13 protein-coding genes are annotated in these 12710 nt (G+C 65.4%); 9 read left to right on the top strand and 4 right to left on the bottom strand.

Annotated elements, in window-relative coordinates; all coding sequences use genetic code 11:
- Positions 1 to 11 precede the first annotated feature (11 nt).
- Together G404_RS0112145 and G404_RS0112140 are read right to left on the bottom strand one after the other, a co-directional pair.
- Complete coding sequence (locus G404_RS0112145; RefSeq protein ID WP_028641327.1) at positions 12 to 1082, bottom strand: glycosyltransferase family 4 protein; 1071 nt, start codon at positions 1080 to 1082, stop codon at positions 12 to 14.
- A complete protein-coding gene (locus tag G404_RS0112140) occupies positions 1079 to 1996 on the bottom strand; it encodes a UDP-2,3-diacylglucosamine diphosphatase (RefSeq protein WP_425411645.1) in 918 nt (305 codons plus the stop codon). Before G404_RS0112140 ends, G404_RS0112145 begins: the two co-directional genes overlap by 4 nt.
- Positions 1997 to 2169: 173 nt before the next feature.
- Between G404_RS0112140 and recN the strand changes: the two genes are divergently transcribed.
- From recN to G404_RS0112115, 5 genes are read left to right on the top strand one after another with little or no spacing between them, the layout of a single operon-like run.
- Entirely contained in the window at positions 2170 to 3834 is a 1665-nt protein-coding gene (gene recN, locus G404_RS0112135; protein WP_028641325.1) for a DNA repair protein RecN, read from the top strand.
- Positions 3835 to 3836: 2 nt separating this feature from the next.
- Complete coding sequence (locus tag G404_RS0112130) at positions 3837 to 4526, top strand: GNAT family N-acetyltransferase (RefSeq protein ID WP_036521282.1); 690 nt, start codon at positions 3837 to 3839, stop codon at positions 4524 to 4526.
- Positions 4523 to 6571 (top strand): NAD-dependent DNA ligase LigA, encoded by a 2049-nt coding sequence (gene ligA / locus G404_RS0112125; RefSeq protein WP_028641323.1) that lies wholly within the window; start codon positions 4523 to 4525, stop codon positions 6569 to 6571. Before G404_RS0112130 ends, ligA begins: the two co-directional genes overlap by 4 nt.
- A gap of 4 nt (positions 6572 to 6575) precedes the next feature.
- Complete coding sequence (locus G404_RS0112120) at positions 6576 to 7205, top strand: LysE family translocator (RefSeq protein ID WP_028641322.1); 630 nt, start codon at positions 6576 to 6578, stop codon at positions 7203 to 7205.
- On the top strand, positions 7202 to 7708 hold the full coding sequence (locus tag G404_RS0112115; protein WP_051280631.1) for a CinA family protein: 507 nt from the start codon (positions 7202 to 7204) through the stop codon (positions 7706 to 7708). The genes G404_RS0112120 and G404_RS0112115 overlap by 4 nt, the downstream gene beginning before the upstream one ends.
- A gap of 20 nt (positions 7709 to 7728) precedes the next feature.
- Here G404_RS0112115 and G404_RS0112110 read toward each other — a convergent pair whose 3' ends face one another.
- Together G404_RS0112110 and G404_RS0112105 are read right to left on the bottom strand one after the other, a co-directional pair.
- A complete protein-coding gene (locus G404_RS0112110; RefSeq protein ID WP_028641320.1) occupies positions 7729 to 8724 on the bottom strand; it encodes a 50S ribosomal protein L11 methyltransferase in 996 nt (331 codons plus the stop codon).
- On the bottom strand, positions 8714 to 9433 hold the full coding sequence (locus G404_RS0112105; RefSeq protein ID WP_028641319.1) for an SDR family NAD(P)-dependent oxidoreductase: 720 nt from the start codon (positions 9431 to 9433) through the stop codon (positions 8714 to 8716). The genes G404_RS0112110 and G404_RS0112105 overlap by 11 nt, the downstream gene beginning before the upstream one ends.
- A 186-nt stretch (positions 9434 to 9619) precedes the next feature.
- On the opposite strand from G404_RS0112105, the gene sdhC reads away from it, so the two are divergent.
- The 4 genes from sdhC to G404_RS0112085 all read left to right on the top strand — a co-directional run bounded on the left by sdhC (position 9620) and on the right by G404_RS0112085 (position 12687).
- Positions 9620 to 10048 (top strand): succinate dehydrogenase, cytochrome b556 subunit, encoded by a 429-nt coding sequence (sdhC, locus tag G404_RS0112100; protein ID WP_028641318.1) that lies wholly within the window; start codon positions 9620 to 9622, stop codon positions 10046 to 10048.
- Position 10049: 1 nt separating this feature from the next.
- A complete protein-coding gene (sdhD, locus tag G404_RS0112095) occupies positions 10050 to 10433 on the top strand; it encodes a succinate dehydrogenase, hydrophobic membrane anchor protein (RefSeq protein WP_028641317.1) in 384 nt (127 codons plus the stop codon).
- A gap of 3 nt (positions 10434 to 10436) precedes the next feature.
- A complete protein-coding gene (sdhA, locus tag G404_RS0112090; protein WP_028641316.1) occupies positions 10437 to 12242 on the top strand; it encodes a succinate dehydrogenase flavoprotein subunit in 1806 nt (601 codons plus the stop codon).
- Positions 12243 to 12381: 139 nt separating this feature from the next.
- Complete coding sequence (locus tag G404_RS0112085) at positions 12382 to 12687, top strand: alkylphosphonate utilization protein (protein ID WP_028641315.1); 306 nt, start codon at positions 12382 to 12384, stop codon at positions 12685 to 12687.
- The last annotated feature ends 23 nt before the right edge of the window (positions 12688 to 12710 follow it).

Here is a 12710-nt window from a genome sequence, read left to right as displayed (position 1 = left end):
CCGCAGTCGTCTTATGCCGCAACCGGTTCTGCCGCTTTGCGGCGTTCCAGTGCTTCGCTGATGGCGCCAACGAACTGGTCGGTCGCGCGATCCCACGAAAAGCCCGCGCCATGGACCGCAGCGCCCAGCCGGTCGCAAAGCAGCGCATGCGCGATCGCATCGCCCAGGTTTTCGTCCAGCGCACCCACCGTCATCGGCAGGCTGTTGTCGCCACCGCGCCCCGCGGGGCCGACGATATCGATCGGTCCGGGCACCGGATAGGCAGCGACCGGTACCCCGCAGGCCAGCGCTTCGATCATCACCAGCCCGAACGTATCGGTGCGGCTGGGAAAGACAAAAACATCCGCCGCACAATAGGCACTGGCAAGCTCTGCCCCGGCCAGCGCGCCCAGGAACACCGCATCGGGGTACCGCGCGCGCAACATGGCCACATCGGGGCCGCTGCCGACCACCACCTTGGTGCCCGGACAATCGACATCGAGAAATGCGGTCAGGTTCTTTTCGATCGCGACCCGCCCGACATTGAGCATGATCGGCCGGGGCAGATCGCGCATCGCGGGGTGCGGGGCGTGGCTCGGGTGAAACAGCGTTTCATCGATCCCGCGTGACCACAGCCGGGTGTGACCCATGCCCTGTTCGGCCAGTTCTGCCGCCAGTGTGTGCGTCGACACCAGCACAGCCTCGCTCGCATGGTGGAACCGGCGCATCAGCGGCCAGAAATGGGCCGGGGACAGTCCGGTGCGCACCGCGGCATAATCCGGAAAACGGGTGTGAAACGCGCTGGTAAAGGGGACGTTGTTGGCCTTGCACCAGCCGCGCGCGCTCCAGCCGATCGGGCCTTCGGTGGCGATGTGCACGATGTCGGGCGCAAACGCATGCAGACTGCGCCGCGTGCCGAAACGCGGCGCCATTGCCAGGCGGATTTCGCTGTAACCGGGCAGCGCAAAGGTGAAAAATTGCGACGGGGTTACCAGTTCCACTTCGTGCCCGCGCCGGATCAGCCGATCGACCGTCGTCGACAGCGTGCGCACCACGCCGTTGACTTGCGGCATCCAGGCATCGGTACAGATGGCCAGCCTCATGCCCGTTCCTTCTCGCGTGCAGGGGTGTTGACGGCAGCCGGTTCAGGCGCCGCATTCTGGCGTGCGGTTTCGGCGGCCCAGTCGATGATGCTGATGGCGCCGCTGGCGTCTTCGACCAGTGCGGTGCAGCTTTCCACCCAGTCGCCGTCGTTGTAATAGGTTACATCGCCGATCTGGCGGATTTCGGCACAATGGATATGCCCGCAGACCACGCCATCGACCCCCAGGTCGCGCGCGGCATGGGCCACCGCCTCTTCAAAGTCGCAGATGAACTGGACCGCGTTCTTCACCCGCTTTTTCATGTAGGATGACAAAGACCAGTAGGGCAGCCGGAATTGCCGCCGGATCAGATTGACCCAGCGGTTGGTCTTGAGCAGCACTTCATAGGCCTTGTCGCCCAGAAACGCGAGCCAGCGGGCATAGAGCACCACCCCGTCGAACCCGTCACCATGCGTGACCAGCAGGCGGCGGCCATCGGCCGTTTCGTGGATCGTGTCGAGCGCCAGTTCCACGCCGCCAAAGCTCATCCCGGCATAAGGGCGCAGCATTTCGTCGTGATTGCCCGCGATCAGCACCACACGCGTGCCGCGATGCGCCATCTTGAGCACGCGGCGCACCACTTCGTTGTGTTCGTCGGGCCAGTACCAGCCTTTGGACAGGCGCCAGCCATCGACGATGTCGCCCACCAGGTACAGCGTTTCACATTCGATCGAGGCCAGGAAATCAAGCAGCATCGTCGCGTTGCAGCCGCGCGTGCCCAGATGCAGGTCGGATATCCACACCGTGCGAAGCTTGCGCTTGGGGCGAAATCCGCGGGGTTCGGGCAGGTCGAGCCATGCCGGGATCGAGGTTGCGAGGTCCATGGCTGAAGGCAGACCTTTGCCGGTGTCCTTCAAAAGCGCGCGCGGTGCCATCGGCGTCCCTTTATATCGTTGCGATGGACCGACTCCTTGTCACAATCACGTTTCGTTCTCATGTCACACTGTCACATCGGTGCAACACAACCGATTTCGGGCCGGGTGCGGAACAAAGGGTGACGTTGACGCCGACGCGCGATATGGGATGAAGCCGTGTCCGGAACCCAACCATGCTGACAGCGCTTGCCATTCGTAATGTCGTGTTGATCGAGGCGCTCGATCTGGCGTTCCACGCGGGTCTTGGCGTGCTGACCGGCGAAACCGGTGCGGGCAAATCGATCCTGCTCGATTCGCTGGGGCTGGTGCTGGGCGATCGCGCCGACACCGGGCTGGTGCGCGCGGGCACCGATCAGGCCAGCGTTACCGCCACTTTCGAATTCGACCGCATGCCCGATGCGGTGCGCGGCATTCTGGGCGACGCAGAGATCGATCTTGAGCCGGGCGAACCGCTGATCATCAAACGGCGCCTGCGCGCCGATGGCGGCAGCCGCGCATTCATCAACGATCAGCCGGTGGGGGTTGCGCTGCTGCGCGATCTGTCGCGCATGCTGGTCGAATTGCACGGGCAGCACGATGACCGCGGCCTGGTCAACGCGCGCGGGCACCGGCTTCTGCTCGATCGCTATGCCCATGCCGATGTCGGCGCGGTGGCCGAGGCGTGGCAACGCTGGAGCAAGGCCGATGCCGAACTGGCGCAGGCACGGGCCGCGGTTGCCGCCGCACGCGCCGATGAAGACCTGTTGGGCGCGTATCTTGCCGAATTGACCGTGCTCGCGCCGGTCATCGGCGAAGAACAGGACCTGGCCGAACAGCGCGCCGCGATGCAGAAGGGCGAACGTCTGTCGGGCGATCTGGTGCAGTTGCAGGCCCTGTGGGAGGGATCGGATTCGGCACTGGCGGTGCTGCGCAGCGCTGCACGACGCCTCGACCGGATTGCCAGTGAACACCCCCTGCTGGGTGAGGCGCTGGCGTCGCTCGACCGCGCGGTGATCGAGGCGGGCGAGGCGGAAGATCGCATTGCCGCGGCGATGGACGCGCTGGCGCATGATCCCGCACTGCTCGACCGGATCGAAACGCGATTGTTCGAACTGCGTGCTGCCGCGCGCAAGCATGGTTGCACGGCCGATGCGCTGCCCGCCAAACTGGCCGAATTCCAGGCGCAACTCGATGCAATCGAAAACGGCGGCACGCGTATCGCCGAACTGGAACGCGCAGCCCAGGAAGCAAGTCTGGATTACCAGGCCAAGGCAGAGGCGCTGTCGGTGTTGCGCGCCGAAGTGGCGCTGCGGCTGGATGCTGCGGTGGCGCAGGAACTGGCCCCGCTCAAGCTCGATTCGGCACGGTTTCGTACCGCGGTCGTGCGCCTGCCCGAAGATCGCTGGGGCCCGCAAGGCGTCGACGCGGTGGAATTCCTGATCGCCACCAACCCCGGTGCGCCCTTCGCGCCGCTGGGCAAGATCGCCTCGGGCGGGGAATTGTCGCGCTTCATACTGGCGCTGAAGGTGGCTTTGGCCGAACAGGGCGGCGCGGCCACGGTGATCTTTGACGAAATCGACCGAGGTGTGGGCGGTGCGGTGGCAAGTGCGATCGGCGAACGGCTGGCGCGTCTGGCCAGTGCCGGCCAATTGCTGGCGGTCACGCACAGTCCGCAGGTTGCTGCACGCGGAGGTACGCATTACCTGATCGCCAAATCGAGCGAAGGTACGGTCACGCGCACATCGGTGGCGTTGCTCGACACTGCGGGCCGGCAGGAAGAAATTGCCCGCATGTTGTCCGGCGCCGAAATCACGCCCGAAGCGCGCGCCCAGGCCGATCGGCTGCTCGAACAGGCGTGACGATGGTGCAGGGGTTCGATACGGTTCTGGACCGGCCCGTATGGTCGGCGCTGAACGGCCCGCAGGCTGCGCTGGCGCAGGGCGGCAGCACGGCGATGCGGATCGATCCCGGCTATGGCCCGTTTGCAGCCGCAGCACCCGGGCACGAGCGGGAACTGGCCGCACTGCTGCGCGATGTCGACGATGAGATATGGCTGGTCGAAGACGGTGCCGTTATGCCACCGCCCGGCACCGCCGTGCGCAAGACGGCCAGGCTGGCGCAGATGCTGGCCACCGGACCGGTGGCCGCCGACGATGGCTTTGCCTGTGTCCCGCTGGGTCAGGCCGATGTGTCCGCAATGGCCGAGCTGGCCCTGGCCACGCGCCCCGGCCCATGGGGACCGTCGACCTGGAGGTATGGACCGTTTTACGGGGTTCGTCGCAATGGCTGCCTGATTGCCATGGCTGGCGAACGCATGCGGCCCGCAGACGGCATCATCGAGGTCAGCGGCGTGTGCACCGATCCGGCGTTTCGCGGGCAGGGGCTGGCCGGGCGCCTGATCCGCCACGTCATGGCCGGGCACCGCGCGCGCGGATGCGCGTCGTTCCTGCACAGTTATGCCGACAATGCCGCGGCGATTGCGCTCTATCGCAGCCTGGGCTTTGCTTTGCGCCGCGAACGGGTTGTCACGATTTTGGGGAAAGTACGATGACCGAGGCAGAGGCTGCCAACGAACTGATGCGCCTGGCAAGGCAGATCGCGCATCACGACCATCTGTACCATACGCTCGACACGCCCGAGATCGACGATGCGGCTTATGACGCGCTGGTGCGCCGCAACGCCGAGATCGAGGCACAATTTCCGCATCTGGTCCGCGCCGACAGCCCCAGCCGCAAGGTCGGGCACGACATTTCGGGCACGCCGCTGTCCAAAGTGCGCCACGACGTGCGCATGATGAGCCTCGACAACGCCTTTACCGATGCCGAAGTGGGCGAATTCGTGGCGCGGGTGCGCCGGTTCCTGGCTTTGCCCGACGATGCCGAACTGGTGATGACGGCCGAAGACAAGATCGACGGCCTGTCGTGTTCGCTGCGTTATGAAACGGGCCGGCTGGTACGCGCAGCCACGCGCGGCGATGGCCAGGTGGGCGAGGATGTTACCGCCAATGTCGCGCATATCACCGATATCCCTCAGGTTTTGCACGGTGCAGTGCCCGACGTGTTCGAGATCCGCGGCGAGGTCTATATGGCGCGCGCCGATTTTGCCGCGTTGAATGCCGCGCAAGAAGACAAGGGCGACAAGCTGTTTGCCAACCCCCGCAATGCCGCCGCCGGTTCGTTGCGACAAAAGGACGCCGGCGTGACCGCCAGCCGTCCGTTGCGGTTTCTGGCGCATGGCTGGGGCGCCCACAGCGGCCTGCCCGCCGACACGCAGTTTGGCGTGATGCAGATGATTGCCGGGTGGGGCGTGCCGGTCTCGCCGCTGCTGGTGCGCTGCGTCACGACTGAGAGTATGATCGCGCATTACCGCGATATTCAGGCACAGCGCCCCGGGCTCGACTATGACATCGACGGCGTGGTGTATAAAGTGGATCGGCTCGACTGGCAGGACCGGCTGGGCTTTGTCGCCAAATCGCCGCGCTGGGGCGTGGCGCACAAGTTTCCCGCCGAACGCGCGCAGACCGTGGTCGAGGCGATCGACATCCAGGTTGGCCGCACCGGCAAACTGACCCCGGTGGGCCGACTTGCCCCGGTGCTGGTCGGCGGGGTGACCGTCACCAACGTGACCTTGCACAACCGCGACGAGATCGCGCGGCTGGGCGTGCGCGTGGGCGACCGCGTGGTGTTGCAGCGCGCGGGCGATGTCATACCGCAAGTGGTTGAAAATCTGACGCGCGATACGCCCGGCGATCCGTTTGTGTATCCCGATCATTGCCCCGAATGCGGGTCCGAAGCCGTGGCCGAAGAGGGCGAGGTGGATGTGCGGTGCACCGGCGGGCTGATCTGCCCGGCGCAGCGCACCGAACGCCTGCGCCATTTCGTCAGCCGGCCCGCGCTCGATATCGAAGGGCTGGGCGAAAAGACCATCGCCGAATTCTATGCGCTGGGCTGGCTGGAAAGCCCGGCCGACATTTTCCGGCTGAAGACCCGGCGCGCCGACATCCTGGGACGCGAAGGGTGGAAAGAGAAATCGGTCGAAAACCTGCTGACCGCGATCGAGGCACGGCGCGCACCCGATGCCGCGCGGCTGCTGTTTGCGTTGGGCATCCGCCATGTCGGGCAAGTGACCGCGCGCGATCTGATGAAGCGCTTTGCCACGCTGCCGGCCTTGCGCGATCTGGCAACCCGCGCACACGGCGGCGATGCCGACGCGCGCGCCGAACTGCTGGGCATCGACGGGGTGGGCCCGGTGGTGGTCGAGGCGCTGGGCGAATTCTTTCACGAAGCACACAACGCCGCGGTGTGGGACGATTTGCTGAACGAGGTGGCGCCACCGCCCTATGTGGTCGAAACCCGCGCCAGCGAAGTGGCGGGCAAGACCGTGGTGTTCACCGGCAAGCTGGAAACCATGAGCCGCGATGAAGCCAAGGCCCAGGCCGAGGCGCTGGGCGCGCGCTCTGCCGGTTCGGTATCGGCCAAGACCGATCTGGTGGTGGCGGGTCCCGGTGCGGGATCAAAGCTGAAACAGGCGGCAACGCTTGGCATACCCGTGATCGATGAGGCGCAGTGGGCCGACATCGTGCGCAACGCAGGATAAGACGATGGCAATCCATACCTGGTGGCTGTTTGCGGCCACCGTGTTCTTCATTTCGGCCACACCCGGGCCCAACATGCTGCACGTGATGACGCGCAGCATCGAACACGGGCTGACGCCATCGATCTGGGCGATGTTCGGCTGTTTTACGGCGGTGGTCTGCCTGTTGGCGGCGTCGGCGGCGGGGCTGAGCGCGGTCTTGCTGGCTTTGCCGGCGGCATTCACCGTGCTTAAACTGGCTGGTGCTGCCTATCTGGTGTGGCTGGGATACAAGGCGTGGATCGCCGATGTGGCCGAAGCCGATCTTGCCGATATCGTGATCGGTGCAGCGGGCCCGTCGCGCTGGCGGCTGTTGCGCAACGCGTTTTCGATCGGCATTTCCAACCCCAAGGCGCTGCTGTTTGCGGCTGCGTTCCTGCCGCTGTTCCTCGATCCGATGCGGCCACGCACCGGCCAGTTTGTGGTCATGATCGCAACCTTTGGCGTCATCGAATTCGGTTGGTATTTCACCTATGCGCTGGGCGGGCGGGGTCTTGCCGGATGGTTGCGCAGCCCGGCGCGGCGGCGGTTGTTCAACCGCGTGACCGGCGGCGTGTTCGTGGTGTTCGGCCTGGCCATCGCCGGCAGCCGGGCATGAGCCTTGCCGATCTGGCCGCCCTTGGCACGCAGGCCGGCACGCAGCTGATCGCCCGGCGGCAGACCATCGCGGTGGTCGATGGTGCCACCGGCGGGCTGATTTCAGCCGGATTGCTGGCGATGCCGGGCGCATCGGCGTTTTATCGCGGCGGCGGGATCATCTATTCGCTGAAGGGGCGCCGGATCGTGCTGGGTCATGAGCCTGGCACGTTGCGCGGGCTGACATCGGCCACCGAGGCCTATGCCCTGGCGCAGGCGGACCTGATTCGCACACGTTATGATGCCGATTGGGGGCTGGCTGAAACGGGTGCGGCAGGCCCGGGGCACCATCCGCTGGGCGTGGCGTCGGGCACCAGCGCGATCGGTATCGTCGGCCCCGACGGTTTTCACGGGTCAACGCTGGTCGAAACCGGCCACGACAACCGGCTGGACAACATGCAGGCCTTTGCGCGGGCCGCACTGACGCTGCTGGTCGATCTGCTGTGGGTCTGTGACGAGGACTAGGCGGCGTAAACCAGTTCCGCCTAGGAACCCCAGCGTTTCGACCATTCGGGCAGTGCGCCGACGCGGCTGGTCCGCACCCCGCCAAAACGGCGACGGCGCAGCCAAAGGATCGACCAGTCGCCGCGCGTCATGCGCGCCGCCAGGCGCAGGCCGGCACGGGTATAGGCTGCGCGCACGGCGGGTTCCTGCGTGGTCAGCAGACCCGACAGCAGGATGTTTCCGCCCGGTACGACCGCGGCCGCAAATGCCGGGGCCAATTCGACCAAGGGCCCGGCCAGGATATTGGCGATCAGCAGGTCATACGGCGCCGCCGCGGACAGCAGCGGATGATCCATGCCCGCGGCGATGACCATCGCCATGCGGCCAGGCCCATCGCCCATGGCCACGCCATTGGCATCGGCATTGCCTGCGACCACGGGACCGCACACCGGATCGATATCGCTCGCCACCGCGCGTGCATGGGGCCACAGGTGCAGCGCGGCAAAGGTCAGCAGGCCGGTGCCGGTGCCGATATCGGCCACATTGCGCACGACCGTGCCGCGCGTCTTCATCGCCGACAGCATGGCCAGGCACCCCGCCGTCGTGGCGTGCTGTCCGGTGCCAAAGGCCAGGCTGGCGGGAATCAGGAAATTGCGCGTGCCGGGTGTTGCCAGCGGCGCGTGATCGGGGGTGTGGACATGAAACGGCCCTTCGCGGATCGGTTCGACCCCGGCCTGGCTCAGCGTTACCCAGTCGGTCTGGGGCAGGTGCTCGACCACGGCCCGGGGCGCGTTGCCCGCAAACAGCGCGCGCATCGCCGCCAGATCGTGGCGGCCGGGCTTGCGCGACAGCCATGCTTCAAGCTGCCAGTCGTCGGGGCGATCCTCGGCGATTTCGCTGCCCGCCAGCACGATCTCGTGATCCCAGTCGTAGGCGTCTTCGTGCGCCAGCAGCGCGGCGTGGATCACATCGCGCGGAGCCAGGAACGTGACTTTCCAGGCATCATCCTGGCCGGCAGGCGTCGTGTTACCGGACATGGCTGGCTCCGTTGGCGTCGATCACCGCGCCGGTCATGCTGGCGGGGGCATCGAGCGCGCAGAACGTGGCGATCGCCGCGATTTCATCGGCGCTGGCGACGCGGCCCAACGGGATCTGGCCGAGAATGGTCGCAGCACCGTCACCCACCAGATAATCGGCGGCCATGTCGGTGGCGACAAAGCCCGGCGATACGGCAAAGCTCAGGATGTCCTGATGGGCATAGCCGCGCGCAATCGTCTTGTGCAGTGCAACCATGCCGCCCTTGGCTGCGGCATAGTGCCAATGGTCGGGGCTGTCGCCGCGATGCGCGGCACGGCTGGCGATATGCACGATCCGGCCACCGCGCTGCCCGCCTTGCCAGTGGCGCACGGCCGCACGCGACAGTTGCGCGGTGGCCGTCAGATTTATGCGCAGCGTTTCCTCCCACGCATCCAGCCAGGCATTGTCGGACACATCGATCGGATTGTCGGCAAACAGGCCGGCGTTGTTGACCACCGCATCGATCCGCCCGTGGGCCAGCGCAAGCGCCGATTCCCAAAGGTTTTGCGCCGCGCCGGGTTCACCCAGATCGGCGCCGACCACGCCGGGTGCGGCTTTGCGGCCATGGCCGATCACGGTTGCGCCGCGCGCGCGCAGTTGCCGGGCAATCGCGGCGCCAATTCCGCGCGTGGATCCGGTGACGAGAATGGTGGGGGCATGGTGGGGCATGACGGGCCTTTAGGCCGGTGCGCCGGTGCCTGCAACCATACGGCTTGGGCCTGCGCCATCATGCCTGTGTCCATGACACTGCGGCACAGGTTGCGCGCTGCGGCATTTCGACTAATACGAATCGCGCTTGATGTCCCGACCCGACGTTGTCGGCCGCGATATCTGTTCGGTTTTTGAGGAGTTTTCATGGCGCAGGCACGCAGCAACCGGCCGATTTCGCCGCATCTCCAGATCTGGCGCTGGGGTCCGGCCATGCTGGTTTCGATCCTGCATCGTATCACCGGGAACGGGCTGGCCTTTGCGGGCCTGGGCCTGTTGCTGTGGTGGGTCGGTGCAGTTGCCGGTGGCGAACAGAGCTACCAGACCTTCATCACGTATGTGTGGACCGGCAATGGCGCATCGCCCGCGTGGCTGACCGCGATCCTGGGCAAGATGGTGCTGTTCGGCCTGACGTGGGCGTTTTTCCAGCACATGGCGACCGGCGTGCGCCACCTGGTGCTCGATATCGGCGCGGGATACGAACTCAATGCCAATGCGCGCTGGTCAATCCTGACGCTGGTGTTTTCGGTGGCCGCAACCGTCCTGTTCTGGGCGTTTGTGTTGACAAGAGGCTGATATGGGTAACGGTACATCAATCGGCCGCGTGCGCGGGCTGGGCTCAAGCCATTCGGGCACGCATCACTGGCTTGCCTCGCGGCTGACCGCGGTGGGCAACCTGGTGCTGGTGCCTTATATCATCATCAGCCTGGCGCTGCTGCCGGCCTATGACTTTGCCACCGTGCACGCCTGGCTGGCGCAGCCGTTGGCGGCCACCGCCATGGTGCTGACGTTCATCAACACGTTCTATCACGCGCGCCTTGGCGTGCAGGTGATGCTGGAAGACTATGTCCACGAAGCGCCGGGCAAACTGGTGGCGTGGGTGCTGGTCAATTTCGTGCCGGTTGCTGCCGCCGCGTACGGCATCGTCTCGGTGATCCGCATTGCCCTGGGAGGCGCTTGAGCCATGACTGCCGCATACAAGATCATCGACCATACGTATGACGTTGTGGTTGTCGGCGCGGGTGGTTCGGGCCTGCGCGCCACGATGGGCGCGGCGCAGGCCGGCCTGCGCACCGCGTGCATTACCAAGGTGTTTCCTACGCGTTCGCACACCGTGGCGGCGCAGGGCGGAATTGCCGCATCGCTGTGCAACAACACGCCCGATCACTGGCAATGGCACATGTACGACACCGTCAAGGGGTCGGACTGGCTGGGCGATCAGGACGCGATCGAATACATGGTGCGCGAAGCGCCCGCCGCGGTCTATGAACTGGAACACGCAGGCGTTCCGTTCAGCCGCAATGCCGATGGCACGATCTATCAGCGTCCGTTCGGCGGCCACATGCAGAACATGGGCGAAGGCCCCCCGGTGCAGCGCACCTGCGCCGCGGCCGATCGCACCGGCCATGCCATGCTGCACGCCTTGTACCAGCAATCGCTGAAGTACGACGCCGACTTCTTCATCGAATATTTCGCCATTGACCTGATCATGGAAAATGGCGCGTGCCGGGGCGTGATCGCGCTGTGCATGGATGACGGGTCGATCCACCGGTTCCGTTCGCATTCGGTCGTGCTGGCCACAGGCGGCTATGGCCGCAGCTATTTCACCGCAACGTCGGCGCATACCTGCACCGGCGATGGCGGCGGCATGGTGCTGCGCGCGGGCCTGCCGTTGCAGGATATGGAATTCGTGCAGTTCCACCCCACCGGCATCTATGGTGCGGGCGTGCTGATCACCGAAGGTGCGCGCGGCGAAGGCGGCTATCTGACCAATTCCGAGGGCGAGCGGTTCATGGAACGCTATGCCCCCTCGGCCAAGGATCTGGCCAGCCGCGATGTCGTTTCGCGCTCAATGGCGCTGGAAATCCGTGAAGGCCGCGGTGTTGGCCCGCACAAGGACCACATCTATCTGCACCTCGATCACATTGATCCCAAGGTGCTGGGCGAACGCCTGCCAGGCATCACCGAATCGGGCAAGATCTTTGCCGGTGTCGACCTGACGCGCCAGCCGCTGCCCGTGGTGCCAACCGTGCACTACAACATGGGCGGGATCCCGGCCAATTATCATGGCGAAGTCATGACGATCGGGCCCGATGGCAATCCCGAAACGATCGTGCCCGGGCTGTTTGCCGTGGGTGAGGCGGCGTGCGTGTCGGTCCATGGCGCAAACCGTCTGGGCTCGAATTCGCTGATCGACCTCGTCGTGTTTGGCCGCGCCACCGGCTTGCGCCTGAAGGAACTGATCAAACCGGGCACCGCGCATGCGGCACTGCCCGCAGACAGCGCCGATCTGGCGCTGTCGCGGCTCGATCATTTCCGCAATGCCAAGGGCGGTTCGCCCACGGCCAAGATCCGCACCGAAATGCAGCGCGCAATGAGCCAGCACGCCGCGGTGTTCCGTACCGACGAACTGATGGCCGAAGGCAAAGTCAAGCTGGCGGCGATCTACGAACAGATGCAGGACATCGGGGTGTCCGACCGTTCGCTGATCTGGAATTCGGATCTGGTGGAAACGCTTGAGCTGGACAACCTGATCAGCCAGGCCGCGGTCACCATGCACAGCGCATTCAACCGCAAGGAAAGCCGCGGCGCCCACGCGCACGAGGATTTCCCCAATCGCGACGATGCCAACTGGATGAAGCACACCGCCACCTGGTTCAACGGCTGGGGCGGGCAGGGCGGCGAAGTCCGCATCGATTATCGCCCGGTCCACGAATACACGCTGACCGACGATGCCACGTATATCAAGCCAAAGGCGCGCGTGTACTGAGCCACGGCACGCTTGCGACAATTGTGGGCCGGGGTGGCAGCACCCCGGCCCTTTTTGCTTGGCACGGACGACCAAAAGGCAGATGCGGGCCCGACAGTCCGGCGCACCCGATCGTGGGGCGCCGGGTGCAGGAAAACCTATGACCGACGATGACTATGTATACGACGAAGACACCGGCGAATGGCTGCCGGCGTCGCAACTGGCCGAACGCAAGGCAGCCGAAGGCCGCGTCGAAGTGCGCGATTCGGTGGGCAATCTGTTGGCCGATGGCGATCAGGTGACCTTGATCAAGGATCTGGACGTCAAAGGTGCGGGCCAGACACTGAAACGCGGCACGTTGATCAAATCGATCCGCCTGACCGGCGACGCGCAGGAAATCGACTGCCGCTTTGACGGTATCAAGGGACTGGTGTTGCGGGCTGAATTCGTCCGCAAAAGGGCCTGAATCGAGCCGCTGCGGACAAGGTC

Origin of the sequence: Novosphingobium acidiphilum DSM 19966 (genome assembly GCF_000429005.1) — a bacterium.
Classification (GTDB): Bacteria; Pseudomonadota; Alphaproteobacteria; order Sphingomonadales; family Sphingomonadaceae; genus Novosphingobium; species Novosphingobium acidiphilum.
Note: the sequence above shows the minus strand (reverse complement) of the source record. Positions and strands in the feature narration are given on the sequence as shown.

Excerpts from the sequence above, each read along its gene's own strand:
- G404_RS0112145 (WP_028641327.1), bottom strand. The coding sequence starts at position 1,082 with ATGAGGCTGGCCATCTGTACCGATGCCTGGATGCCGCAAGTCAACGGC.
- G404_RS0112130 (WP_036521282.1), top strand. The coding sequence starts at position 3,837 with ATGGTGCAGGGGTTCGATACGGTTCTGGACCGGCCCGTATGGTCGGCG.
- sdhA (WP_028641316.1), top strand. The coding sequence starts at position 10,437 with ATGACTGCCGCATACAAGATCATCGACCATACGTATGACGTTGTGGTT.
- G404_RS0112110 (WP_028641320.1), bottom strand. The coding sequence starts at position 8,724 with ATGTCCGGTAACACGACGCCTGCCGGCCAGGATGATGCCTGGAAAGTC.
- ligA (WP_028641323.1), top strand. The coding sequence starts at position 4,523 with ATGACCGAGGCAGAGGCTGCCAACGAACTGATGCGCCTGGCAAGGCAG.
- sdhD (WP_028641317.1), top strand. The coding sequence starts at position 10,050 with ATGGGTAACGGTACATCAATCGGCCGCGTGCGCGGGCTGGGCTCAAGC.
- G404_RS0112115 (WP_051280631.1), top strand. The coding sequence starts at position 7,202 with ATGAGCCTTGCCGATCTGGCCGCCCTTGGCACGCAGGCCGGCACGCAG.
- G404_RS0112105 (WP_028641319.1), bottom strand. The coding sequence starts at position 9,433 with ATGCCCCACCATGCCCCCACCATTCTCGTCACCGGATCCACGCGCGGA.
- G404_RS0112140 (WP_425411645.1), bottom strand. The coding sequence starts at position 1,996 with ATGGCACCGCGCGCGCTTTTGAAGGACACCGGCAAAGGTCTGCCTTCA.
- recN (WP_028641325.1), top strand. The coding sequence starts at position 2,170 with ATGCTGACAGCGCTTGCCATTCGTAATGTCGTGTTGATCGAGGCGCTC.
- G404_RS0112120 (WP_028641322.1), top strand. The coding sequence starts at position 6,576 with ATGGCAATCCATACCTGGTGGCTGTTTGCGGCCACCGTGTTCTTCATT.
- sdhC (WP_028641318.1), top strand. The coding sequence starts at position 9,620 with ATGGCGCAGGCACGCAGCAACCGGCCGATTTCGCCGCATCTCCAGATC.
- G404_RS0112085 (WP_028641315.1), top strand. The coding sequence starts at position 12,382 with ATGACCGACGATGACTATGTATACGACGAAGACACCGGCGAATGGCTG.